12 protein-coding genes are annotated in these 11,596 nt (G+C 63.1%); 5 read left to right on the forward strand and 7 right to left on the reverse strand.

What is annotated here, in order from left to right:
* Positions 1–63: 63 nt before the first annotated feature.
* Together VB618_RS11950 and VB618_RS11955 are read right to left on the reverse strand one after the other, a co-directional pair.
* A complete protein-coding gene (locus VB618_RS11950; RefSeq protein ID WP_329796876.1) occupies positions 64–897 on the reverse strand; it encodes a DUF1194 domain-containing protein in 834 nt (277 codons plus the stop codon).
* A gap of 66 nt (positions 898–963) precedes the next feature.
* The gene (locus tag VB618_RS11955) at positions 964–1,404 is read right to left on the reverse strand and encodes a c-type cytochrome (protein WP_329796877.1); all 441 of its coding nucleotides are present in this window, start codon (positions 1,402–1,404) and stop codon (positions 964–966) included.
* A gap of 229 nt (positions 1,405–1,633) precedes the next feature.
* Here VB618_RS11955 and abc-f point away from each other — a divergent pair, with 229 nt between their 5' ends.
* The 3 genes from abc-f to VB618_RS11970 all read left to right on the forward strand — a co-directional run bounded on the left by abc-f (position 1,634) and on the right by VB618_RS11970 (position 4,535).
* The gene (gene abc-f, locus VB618_RS11960) at positions 1,634–3,256 is read left to right on the forward strand and encodes a ribosomal protection-like ABC-F family protein (protein ID WP_329796878.1); all 1,623 of its coding nucleotides are present in this window, start codon (positions 1,634–1,636) and stop codon (positions 3,254–3,256) included.
* A gap of 182 nt (positions 3,257–3,438) precedes the next feature.
* Complete coding sequence (locus tag VB618_RS11965) at positions 3,439–3,822, forward strand: response regulator (RefSeq protein ID WP_329796879.1); 384 nt, start codon at positions 3,439–3,441, stop codon at positions 3,820–3,822.
* A 5-nt stretch (positions 3,823–3,827) separates the two neighbouring features.
* Positions 3,828–4,535: a protein phosphatase CheZ gene (locus VB618_RS11970; RefSeq protein WP_329796880.1), complete on the forward strand. Its 708-nt coding sequence runs from the start codon at positions 3,828–3,830 to the stop codon at positions 4,533–4,535.
* Between the two features lie 138 nt (positions 4,536–4,673).
* Here VB618_RS11970 and VB618_RS11975 read toward each other — a convergent pair whose 3' ends face one another.
* The 3 genes from VB618_RS11975 to VB618_RS11985 all read right to left on the reverse strand — a co-directional run bounded on the left by VB618_RS11975 (position 4,674) and on the right by VB618_RS11985 (position 8,040).
* Positions 4,674–5,945 (reverse strand): murein L,D-transpeptidase family protein, encoded by a 1,272-nt coding sequence (locus VB618_RS11975; protein WP_329796881.1) that lies wholly within the window; start codon positions 5,943–5,945, stop codon positions 4,674–4,676.
* A 261-nt stretch (positions 5,946–6,206) separates the two neighbouring features.
* Positions 6,207–7,160, reverse strand: coding sequence for an acetyl-CoA carboxylase carboxyltransferase subunit alpha (locus VB618_RS11980; protein ID WP_329796882.1), 954 nt, complete (start codon positions 7,158–7,160; stop codon positions 6,207–6,209).
* A 136-nt stretch (positions 7,161–7,296) separates the two neighbouring features.
* Positions 7,297–8,040, reverse strand: coding sequence for a class I SAM-dependent methyltransferase (locus VB618_RS11985; protein ID WP_329796883.1), 744 nt, complete (start codon positions 8,038–8,040; stop codon positions 7,297–7,299).
* 117 nt (positions 8,041–8,157) lie between these two features.
* Here VB618_RS11985 and gloB point away from each other — a divergent pair, with 117 nt between their 5' ends.
* Both gloB and VB618_RS11995 read left to right on the forward strand, forming a co-directional pair.
* Positions 8,158–8,925, forward strand: a complete 768-nt coding sequence (gene gloB / locus VB618_RS11990) for a hydroxyacylglutathione hydrolase (protein ID WP_329796884.1) — start codon at positions 8,158–8,160, stop codon at positions 8,923–8,925.
* A gap of 32 nt (positions 8,926–8,957) precedes the next feature.
* Positions 8,958–9,722 (forward strand): GNAT family N-acetyltransferase, encoded by a 765-nt coding sequence (locus VB618_RS11995; protein WP_329796885.1) that lies wholly within the window; start codon positions 8,958–8,960, stop codon positions 9,720–9,722.
* On the opposite strand, the gene yddG is transcribed toward VB618_RS11995, so the two are convergent.
* Together yddG and phbB are read right to left on the reverse strand one after the other, a co-directional pair.
* Positions 9,694–10,569, reverse strand: a complete 876-nt coding sequence (gene yddG, locus VB618_RS12000; RefSeq protein WP_329796886.1) for an aromatic amino acid exporter YddG — start codon at positions 10,567–10,569, stop codon at positions 9,694–9,696. The genes VB618_RS11995 and yddG overlap by 29 nt on opposite strands.
* 132 nt (positions 10,570–10,701) lie before the next feature.
* A complete protein-coding gene (phbB, locus tag VB618_RS12005; RefSeq protein ID WP_329796887.1) occupies positions 10,702–11,427 on the reverse strand; it encodes an acetoacetyl-CoA reductase in 726 nt (241 codons plus the stop codon).
* Between the last annotated feature and the right edge of the window lie 169 nt (positions 11,428–11,596).

The raw sequence follows: 11,596 nt of genomic DNA on the forward strand, positions 1-11,596 counted from the left end.
GTCGCGCCGGGCTTTTTGTCGACGTGGATTTGGCTCGACCGAGCCGTGTTCAGCACCTGTCTCTTACAGACTTTGCCCGGCATTGTGCCTTGGAGTGTGTGGATCCGGTCCCGGATCGTCCCAAAGGCTTTCGCTGGTGTCGCAGTCCGTTTGTGTCACTTTCCGCACAGGCTGGGCTGGCTCTGGTCCACCGGCAATCTCGCGAACGATCTTGGCCCTGGTCTCGATGAGGAATTGTCCTCGCGCCCGTACAGGGATCATGAACGCATTGGGACCTCCGATGACGCAGTCGCGGTAATAGGCATCCAGGGTCGCATTCTCCCGTTGATCGGGATCTCTGAGTGCGATGGGAAGTCCGTTGATGGTAACACCCTGTGCAATTGCCATGTCGCGTGCCTCCGTGACCAAAGCCCCTTGGTTGTTCGAGCCATCGCCTGAGATGTCGATGACGCGTCGCGCTGCCAGAAAGTGGCCTGAAGAGAAGAGGGACAAGCTGAACGCGATGGCCTCCGAGATGGAAGTACCGGCCATACGGTAGATCGGCGCATGGGCCAGCCGTTCCGCGAAGGTGATGCTATCCTTGGGCTTTTCCAGAATAGTCCAGGGCACCACGACATTCTGGAAGCGCGGGTGGGCTCCAGCCCATTCGACATAGGTCACGGCAATTCGCCCAACCGTGCCTTTGTGAACGGCTTGGTGCACCATTGCCGAGCGGAACGCTTCCACATAGCCCTGCCTTTGCAAGTTCTGCTCGTCGGGATCCATGGAGGTCGATACATCAACGGCCAAGACAAGGGCCAAGTCGACCTCGATTGGAGCGCTGTGCCACGCAGAGGCAGAAGTCAGAAGCCCCATCGCGAGGATGGAGAGAAACCATGGAGCCTTGGGGTACCGCATTGCGATCTCCCTCCGCGATCCCCTGATTAAGAGGGCTCTGCTTTTCTCAGATCCCTCAACTTTTTATCAAGTGTCTTTCCGGCGATAGGTCTCGTGACAACCACCGCAGTTCTGGCCCACCCGCTGGATGGCAGCTTGCAGGCTGGCCTGATCGGTTATTGCTGCCCGAGCAGCCCTCGCATCCTGCTGGAGCTTGACCGCACGGGCGTCGAAATCGGCTTTACGCTCCCAGATCGCCGGAAGAGCGGCGGTCTTGCCCTGGGTCGAGCCCGCCGGGAACAACGGAGGGGTCTGCTGGGCGTTTTGCTCAAGCTGCTGGAAAGCCGCCTGGGCTGTCGCGGCATTGAACGGCGCCTGCCCTCGGGCCATGCCGGTCAAGGCCCGGATCTGCTCTTGATTGTTCTTCATCAGGTTCTGGCGCTGGGTGATCGGATCACCCGATTGGGCGATGACCCCTAGAGCGCTGGCGATCAGCACACCGAGAGAAGCAATGACCGTCTTTCGCATGATGGCCCTCCTTGCCCCCATCATCAAAATGCCGCCTCCGCGGCTACAGGGCTATAGGGGTATGAGTAGTAGAGCCTGCTATTCCGCTGAGGTGTCGTATGCCATGCCATTGGCAGGCAGGCTTACAAATTTGCTTCAACCCCTGACATTTTGCCCGAGCCGGGGCGCTCGTTTCTCGAGCCGGGCCATGCCATAAGGCCGCCGCAACTCCTCCAGTTCCTAAAGACCCATGATTCGCATCGAGAACGTCAGCAAGCAGAGCAGCCACCGGATCCTCTTCATCGAGGCCTCCGGAACCCTTCAGAAGGGCGAGAAGATCGGCCTTGTGGGCCCCAACGGCGCGGGAAAGACCACGCTCTTTCGCATGGTCACCAAGGAGGAGCAGCCGGACGAGGGCCAGATCTCCGTCGACCGCGGCATCACCATCGGGTATTTCAGCCAGGACGTAGGCGAGATGGCGGGCCGCAGTGCCGCCGCCGAGGTGATGGAGGGCGCAGGCCCCGTGAGCGCCGTGGCAGCCGAGCTGCGCGAACTCGAAGCCGCCATGGTGGATCCGGACAAGGCCGGCGATCTCGACGCGATCATCGAGCGCTACGGCGAGGTGCAGGCGCGCTACGAGGAGCTTGACGGCTATTCGCTGGAGGGCCGTGCACGCGAGGTACTCGCAGGCCTCGGCTTTTCCCAGGAGATGATGGACGGCGACGTAGGCGCCCTGTCCGGTGGATGGAAGATGCGTGTCGCGCTCGGGCGCATCCTGCTCATGCGCCCGGACGTGATGCTGCTCGACGAGCCGAGCAACCATCTCGATCTCGAGAGCCTGATCTGGCTGGAGGAGTTCCTCAAAGGCTATGACGGAGCGCTGCTCATGACCTCGCACGACCGCGCCTTCATGAACCGCATCGTCAACAAGATCATGGAGATCGACGGTGGCTCGCTCACCACCTATTCGGGCAATTATGAGTTCTACGAGCAGCAGCGCGCGTTGAACGAGCAGCAGCAGCAGGCGCAGTTCGAGCGCCAGCAGGCGATGCTCGCCAAGGAGATCAAGTTCATCGAGCGCTTCAAGGCGCGCGCCTCCCATGCCGCGCAGGTGCAGAGCCGTGTCAAGAAGCTGGATAAGATCGACCGGGTGGAGCCGCCGAAGCGCCGGCAATCGGTGGCGTTCGACTTTCTGCCGGCGCCACGCTCGGGCGATGATGTGGTCAGCCTCAAGAACGTGCACAAGCGCTATGGCGGCCGCAGCATCTATGAGGGCTTCGACTTCGGGGTGCGGCGGAAGGAGCGCTGGTGCGTCATGGGCATCAATGGCGCCGGCAAGTCGACGCTGCTGAAGCTGGTGGCGGGTGCCGCTGCGCCCGACGAGGGATCGGTGACCATCGGTGCGAGCGTCAAGATGGGCTACTTCGCCCAGCACGCCATGGAGGTGCTGGAAGGCGACCGCACGGTGTTCGAGTTCCTGGAGGATTCCTTCCCGCAGGCCGGGCAGGGGTCGCTGCGCACGCTTGCTGGCTGCTTCGGCTTCTCGGGCGACGATGCGGAGAAGAAATGCCGTGTGCTCTCGGGCGGCGAAAAGGCGCGCCTCGTGATGGCCAAGATGCTCTATGACCCGCCGAACTTTCTGGTGCTCGACGAGCCCACGAACCATCTCGACATCGCGACAAAGGAAATGCTGATCGACGCGCTCTCGCGCTATGAGGGCACCATGCTCTTCGTCTCGCACGACCGCCACTTCCTGGCCGCCCTGTCCAACCGCCTCCTGGAGCTCACGCCGGAGGGCGTTCATCAATATGGCGGCGGCTACACCGAGTACGTGGCGCGCACTGGCCAGGAGGCGCCGGGCTTAAGGCACTGAACGCTAAACACCATACGATTGAACTCCGAAGCCCGGCCCCTCGGCCGGGCTTTTTGCTGCGGTGACGCCAGCTTGAGGCAAGCATCGTGAGGGATAAGGCAGGGACCCAACAACCTTTTTGAAGAAGCGTCCGCCGAGGATCCTTCTTCACATTCCTTTCTCACTTTGCAGGCCGAAACATCATGGCATTGAACACGTCCCTTCCTGTTCTCATCGTTGACGATTACCAGACGATGCTGCGCATTATCCGCAACCTGCTGAAGCAGATCGGCTTCAACGACGTCGACGAGGCCAAGGACGGCTCCGAGGCTTTGGGCAAGCTCAAGGAGAAGAAGTACGGGCTGGTGATCTCCGACTGGAACATGGCGCCCATGACCGGCTTCGAGCTGCTGCAGAAGGTGCGGGCCGACGCGGAGCTGGGCAGCCTGCCGTTCATCATGATCACCGCGGAGGCCAAGACCGAGAACGTGGTCGCCGCCAAGCAGGCCGGCGTCAACAACTACATCGTCAAGCCGTTCAATGCCGATACCCTGCGGTCAAAAATCAGCGCCGTGCTGGGTGAGTAGCCGCCATGCGTCTCCCACCGCCCATTTCCTTCGATCCCTTGAGCCTGGATCTTCTGGCTCAGTCCCGCGAGAGCATCGCAGCCCGGCGGCATGCCGAGATCATGCGAGGCATGGCCGCGATCCACGCTTCTCTCGAGCCGAGCAGCGGAGCCTCCAAGGCCCTCCTGGACCAGATCCGGACTGATCTGCGCGAGGCGCTTCACCTCAAAGAAGAGCTTGACGCCATCACGGAGTCGATCCAGCGCACCAAGCGCGAGATTGCGACCCTGCACTCTCACAACCCGGGCGGACAGGTGACCAGCGTCACCGATGAACTCGGGGCTGTGGTCTGTGGCACGGAGGCTGCCACCAACAGCATCCTGGCGGCCGCCGAGGAGATCGACGAGATCACCGGAACGCTGGCCTCCCGCCTGTCCGGTCCCGACGCTGAAATGGCGCGGCGGATTTCGGATCGGGTCATCACGATTTTTGAGGCCTGCAATTTCCAGGACATTACCGGCCAGCGCATCAGCAAGGTTGTAGGCTCCATGAAGTTCATCGAGGAGCGCGTGACCCAGATGGCGCAGATCTGGGGCGGCCTGGAAAGCTTCAACGATGTCGAAGCCTTCAAGGTACCGGATCGGGAAGGGGACGAGGCTCTCCTGAACGGGCCGGCCCTGGACAGTGATCCGAACCGCACCTCCCAGGATGCCATCGACGCCCTGTTCGGTTGATGGGCAAGTCAAAGACCCGGGACCGTCTGCGCTGCGTCTCTGAACGACGCTTCTTTTACGCCGACATTTGACAGGCCACCTCAAACAAAAAAGCCCGCCAGTGAGGCGGGCTTTTGCATATCGTGATGAGTGGTTGAATCAGTTCGCGTTTGCGACCTTGACCGATACTGCAGCCTCGGCCCGCTTCTGCGGCACATTCTTCGTGGCCGGAGCCACCTTGATGGCAGGAGCGACAGGCGCTGCCTGGACCGTCTCAGTCACGGGCTGTGAGGACGACGTGCTGAAGAGGTCGGCGACGCCGCCGAACATCTTCTTGTAGAAGGGCGTCTCCTCAGACGCCGCAGCTGCAGCAGCTACCGGAGCCGTCTGCCGGGTCACGGCCATTCGAGTCTCCGCCTGTGGGACGGGAACTTCCTTCATGGACGCGAAGGCCAGCGCCGTTGGCGGAGCCTCCGGCACTTCCTTGCCGGTTTCGTTGAGGGCGACCACCCGCGGACCGGAGGAGATGCCTTCAGTCCGGCTCACATAGCCGAGCTTAGTGTCGGACACGCCCGTGACATTGGCGAGCGCGGTGCGGAAGGATTCGTGCGTGTCGCCATCGTGGTAGACGAGCTTGACGGGCTTCTCGCCCTTGGCGACCAGTTCGGCCACTTCCTGCTCGTCTTGGGCGCGCCTCTGCGCGACGACGGGGGCGGAATCGGGATCGATGTTGAACTCGTAGCGTCCACGGCCGGCGGCGACCTGGACCTCATCCTTCGTGACCTCGAAGGCATCGGCGCCTTCCTTCAGGTTCTTCCAGAAGGCGATGTTCGGGTCGAGGCGGTGCTTGGCCAGGTTCTCGGCCGTCATCCGGAACGGATAGGACTGGAACTGGAAGCCGCGCTGTCCGGCGCCCAGCGCCTCGCGGGCGATGGCGTAGATCTCGGCGACGTTCTGGTCCGTCATGGCGAAGCAGCCCCGCGACGAGCACGAGCCATGCACCATGATGTCGCCGCCGCTGCGGCCCATCGACCGGTCAAGCACGTTCGGATAGCCGGTGTCGAACGAGAGGTAGAAATTGGAGTTGGGGTTCATCTGCGCCGGGGTGACCGTGTAGAAGCCTTCAGGCACCTGGCGGTCGCCCTCGCGGTTCTTGGGGCCGAGCTGACCCGACCAGCGGCAGACCGGGTAGGTCTTGAGGAGCGCGTATTTCCCGTTGGAGCCGCGCTTCCAGATCTCCAGTTCCGATTCCTTCTTGTAGGCTCGGACCAGGATTGGATCGTCCTTGGACATGCCCTTGGTCGACATCAACGCCATGGTGGCTGACGGAATCGGCACAAGGTGGCGCGTCGAGCCACGGGAGAGATTATCGTCCTGGCAGGCAGCAAGCGCGAGCACCAGGCTCGCGGCCAATGCGATACGCTTCATCATGGGGACCCCGCAATTTTTGATCTGCCCGGCGACTGTGCCGAACAGTTCCCCTTTACCCCTAAATCGTTAGCCTTAACCCGCCCTTACTGCAAGCGGGGCCGTTATGGAGTCGTGGTAAATGGAAGGTAAAAAATCCGCTTTTGGCGGCTTTTGAGCCTGTCTCTTTAGAGAGCAGTGCTCTCTTTGGAGGTAAAGCGAGGCCCAAGGGTGCCGGAGCCCGCCCTGATCGTGCGCACTCCGTCTGCCCTTGGAGAGGCCGGATCAGAGCTTGCGGCCGATGGCGAGGAACTTGTCGGCCCGGTGGTCGCGGATCTCAGCCGGCCCCATGTTGCCGAGGTCGTGCAGGGATTCCTCGATGGCGTTGCCGGTGGCCTGAAGTGCCGCCTGTGGATCGCGGTGAGCGCCGCCCACGGGTTCCGTTACGATCCCATCGATGATGCCGAGCCGCAGGAGATCCTGGGCCGTGATCTTCATGTTGGTGGCGGCGTCCTGTGCTCGGGCCGCATCGCGCCAAAGGATCGAGGCCGCGCCTTCCGGAGAGATCACGCTGTAGATGGCGTGTTCCAGCATCAGCACCTTGTTGGCGGTGGCAATGGCAATGGCGCCGCCCGAGCCGCCTTCGCCGATCACGACGGAGACGTTGGGCACGCCGAGGGACAGCTGCATCTCGGTCGAGCGGGCGATGGCCTCGGCCTGTCCGCGCTCCTCGGCCTCAATGCCCGGATAGGCCCCGGCAGTATCCACGAAGGAAATCACCGGCAATCCAAAGCGGTCGGCCATTTCCATCAGGCGCACGGCCTTGCGGTAACCTTCGGGGCGGGCCATGCCGAAATTGTGCCGGATGCGGGTTTCGGTGTTGTGGCCCTTTTCCTGGCCCATCACGCAGACAGGCTGGCCGCGGAAGCGCCCGAAACCGCCGACGATAGCCTCGTCCTCGCCGAACTTGCGGTCGCCGGCGAGGGGCGTGAACTCGGTGATGAGACCGGCGCAGTAATCGATGAAATGCGGCCGCTGGGGATGCCGGGCCACGAGGGTCTTCTGCCAGGGCGTAAGCCGGCCATAGAGATCCTTCAGGGCATCGGCGGCCTTGACCTCCAGGCGGGAGATGTCGTCGGTGATGGAGACGGCATCTCGGTTCTCACCGAGCGCCCGAAGCTCCTCGACCTTGGCTTCCAGCTCCGCGACGGGCTTTTCGAAATCGAGATAACTGCGCATCAGACTCTATGGAAAAAATGAAGACCGGCGTGGACCTGTAGCCCTGCCGAAGCGGGGCGGACACTGGCGTTTCGGGACCCTCAAGTCAAGTTGAGCCCTGCCTTAGTCCTGTAAAACGCGGCGGAATCAAGGACAATCAACCTACCCGCGAGGCAGGAGCCGCCGGTACTGGGGCGAAAACCGGCGAGAAGCGGCGCGAGCGCTGCACGGCACGCACGGCGCCAGGCCGGTAGAGCTGTTTGGTCGCCTCGACGATATGGAGGCCCGCGAAGGGCAGGGAGAAGCCGGATCCAACTTGCTCCCAGGCCTGGGCGGTCTGGAGCAGGAAGCGGTTGCGTAAGGGCGGCACGTAAAGGGTCTCGGCCCAGCCCTCCGGGGAGAACCAGGTCTGGCGCATGAGGCTTTTCAGCTGCGAGCGGCTATAGGGCTGGCCATAGCCAAAGGGCGTGGTGTCCATCCGGGCCCAGAGACCGCGCCGGTTGGGCGCCACCAGGATGATCCGGCCGCCCGGGGTGAGGATGCGCCAGATCTCGTGCAGGAGCTCGCTCGGACTCTCTACCGTCTCCAGGGCATGGACCACGAGAACGCGGTCGATGGAGGCATCGGGCAAAGGCATCATCAGCGGATCGACGAGGGCCGAGGCCGAGGCCCCGGTGCTGGGCCAGTTCACCACGCCCTGGTTCGCCGGCATGAAGGCCAGCGTGCGTTCGCTCTCGCCCTTCACGGCCGAGAGATAAGGCGGTGCATAACCAAGGCCGAGCACCCGCAGGCCCATGAGCGGACCCCAGAACCGGTCAATGGACCGGCCGACGAAGCGGCGTGTCACCGCCCCAAGGGGGCTGGCGTAGAAGCCGCGCAGATCGGTGATGTCGATGCTCATGACCTCAACAGGTTGCCTCTCGGGCTGATCCGATCATTGCAATAGAGGGTCCCGGGTCTGGTTTCACGGGCCGACTGTCCCATGATAGCTCAGAGCACATCAAGACAAGGTTCCTCGATGTCAGCCCAGATCCACGCCTTTCTCTGCCTGCAGGACAATATCGGTGTTCTGATCCACGATCCCAATACGGGCGCCTGCGCGGCCATCGACGCGCCTGACGAAGGTGCAATTCTGGCAGCCTTGGCCGAGACAGGCTGGCAGCTCACCGACATCCTGGTCACCCACCGCCATGGCGACCATGTGCAGGGCATCGAGGGCTTGAGGCGCCGCACCGGCTGCCGGGTGGTGGCGCCCATAAAAGCGCGCGAGGCCGTGCCGTCCGCCGATGCCTATGTGCGCGAGGGCGACACGGTGCATGTGGGCGGCCTCCAGGCGCATGTGTGGGAAACGCCGGGCCATTGCGTCGATCACGTTTCCTATTGGTTCGCGGCGGATCGCGCACTGTTTGCCGGCGATACCCTGTTCACCCTCGGCTGCGGGCGGATGTTCGAAGGAACCTACGCGGAGTTCTGGCACTCGCTGCAGCGGCTTGCGGCGCTGCCGGATGAGGCGCGGGTCTATTGCGGACACGACTATACGCTATCGAATGCACGCTTCGCGCTGGCGGCGGATCCGGACAATGCGGCGCTGAAGGCGCGAGCCAAAGAGGCGGAGGATGCGAAGGCGCAGGGCCGCTTCCTGGTGCCGTCCACCATTGGGCAGGAAAAGGCCACCAATCCTTTCCTGCGAGCCGGGGAGCCTGCGCTCGCGAAATCCGTTGATAAGGAAGGGGCCGGACCAGTGGAGGTGTTCCAGGCCTTGCGCGAGTGGAAGAACAGGTTCTGATGCGGGGCGACCCTGCAGGAGCGAGCAGCTTTATGAACGACCACAGCCTCATCATCGGACTCGAGAGCCGGCTCCTGAACGCCTGGCCCTCGTTCGACTACCAGACTTATGACGGCTGGATCCTGCGGCTCGCCGACGGCTATTCGAAGCGCGCCAATTCCGCCACGCCGTTCCTGTCGAATGCAACCCTCGACGACGAGCTCATCGACTACATGACCGCCCGTTTCGTCGAGGCCAATGTGCGCCCGACCTTCCGCCTCAACGGCGTTGAGGCGTCCGATGTGGATGAACGGCTGAAGCTGCGTGGCTTCAAGGACATCGAGGCGACGCATGTTCTCACTGCGCCCATCAGCAGCGACGATTGCGAGCGCGACCCCGAGGTGGCTCTCGAGCCGCAAGTCTCCAAGCGCTGGGTGCGGGAGGCTGCGGGATCCTATGGCGGCGACAAGGCCGATGATGAGACTCTCATGAAAATCGTCTCCCGCATCCGCCAGAAAGCAGCCTTCGCCACGCTCAGCCTCGACGACAGGCCCGTGGCCTGGGGTCTGGGGGTGGTGGAGCGGGGCTATATAGGCCTCTACGACATCGTGGTGGCGCCGGACCTGCGCGGGATTGGCTTAGGCCGCCGCGTGGTGTCGAGCCTCATGGCCTGGGGCTGCGAGCAGGGGGCGCACACGGCCTATCTTCAGGTGCGGGAGGAGAATGAGATCGCCCGCTCCCTCTACGGGGCGCTCGGCTTCGGGACTGCCTACCGCTACACCCATCGGGTCATGCCGGGACGCTCTTCTTCGGTGTGAGCGTCGCGACCAAGGCACCGGCCACGATAAGGCCGCAGGCCAGCACGAGCGAGAGGGTCAGCGCCGCATAACCGGCCACCACCAGCAGCAGGGTCGAGAGCACCGGGGTCGCATAGGAGGCGACGCCGAGAAAGCGGATGTCGCCCTGCTTCATGCCGATGTCCCACACGTAGAAGGCCGCGCCCACCGGACCGAGGCCGAGCGCCACAAGGGCGAGCCATTGCGTGGTCGTCTCGGGCCACACGGTCGTCTCGAAAGCGAGATGACAGACGAGGCTGAGCAGCGAGGTCATGAGACAGAAGCCCGCCACCGCGTCCGTCGGCACCTGGCCGAAGCGGCGCGAGAGCACCGAATAGCCGGCCCACACGAAGGCGGCCACGAAGGCGCACAAATAGCCCGGCATGTACTCCGCCCGCGCGTCGAAGGCCCCGCGACCGGCGATCAGCACGATGACACCGGCAAAGCCGAGCAGCGCTCCGACGATATGCGCCCGCCGCAGATGCTCGCCCGGCAGGAATGAGGAGAAGAGCACGATGAGAAGCGGCCAGAGGTAATTGATCAGCCCTGACTCGGCGGGAGGTGCCCAGCGGAGCGCCGCGAAGTAGAGGGCGTGGTATCCGAACAGGCCGCCGACGCCCAACGCCCAGACGACCGGCTTCTGCCGCAGAGCCTTGAGCCCCTGAGGTCGTGCGGTCCAGCTCGCCACGCCCACCAGCCCACCGACCAGGAACGTCATGGCATTCAGCTGGAATGGCGGAATGGTGCCTGTCGCCGCTGTGAACAGGGCGAGCATGGACCAGAGCAGGATGGCCGTGAGGCCGATGGTGGTGGCGGTGCGAGTCGTCATGGTGACCGCCACCTAGCATGTCATCCCGGTCGAAGCGAAGTGAAGAACCGGGATCGTCTGACGATAAAGTGCTCTTCCCGCGAGCGATCCCGGATCGCGGCTTGGAGCCGCGTCCGGAATGACCCTCCTCAATTAAGCCATGTACTGGCCGCCGTTCACCGACAGGGTCGAGCCGGTGATGAAGCCGGCATCGTCGCCGGCCAGGAAGAGCACGGTGCGGGCGATCTCTTCCGCCTCACCGAGACGGCCCACCGGAATGAGCGGCAGGATCTTGGCTTTCAGCACCTCTTCCGGCACCGCCTTCACCATCTCGGTGGCGATGTAGCCCGGGGCGATCACGTTGACAGTGACGCCCTTGTTGGCGTTTTCCTGCGCCAGCGCCTTGGCGAAGCCGATCACGCCGGCCTTCGCGGCGGAGTAGTTCGCCTGTCCCATCTGACCCTTCTGGCCATTGATAGACGAGATGATGACGATGCGGCCGAAACTGCGCGAGCGCATGCCGTCGATGACAGGCCGCGTGCAGGTGAACATGGAATCGAGATTGGTGCGGATGACAGCCGACCACTGATCGAACGTCATCTTGTGGAACATGCCGTCGCGGGTGATGCCCGCATTGTTCACGAGAATGTCGACGGGCCCGAGCTCGGCCTCGACCGCCTTGATCCCGGCCTCGCAGGCGGCGGCATCCGACACGTCGAACTTGAAGACCGGGATGCCGGTCTCGCCCTTGAACTGGTTTGCGGCCTCGTCGTTGCCGCCGTAATTCGCCGCAACCTTGTAGCCTGCTTCTTTCAGGGCTGTTGAAATCGCGGCACCGATGCCGCGAGTGCCGCCAGTGACCAATGCTACGCGCGCCATGCTGTTTCCTTCCCAGACCGTTTCGCGGATCTCTCACGGATCCATTTGTTGTGAGGGGGGGGCGGGCGGGCCCCCCCCACAAAAAAAAACCAAAAATTTGTCTAACAGGTCCTGGGTATATAAGATATATTAAATAAAAAACCCTACTTTTTTTTTTAACAAAAAAGGA

The organism is Microvirga sp. CF3062 (assembly GCF_036314045.1).
Lineage (GTDB): Bacteria > Pseudomonadota > Alphaproteobacteria > Rhizobiales > Beijerinckiaceae > Microvirga.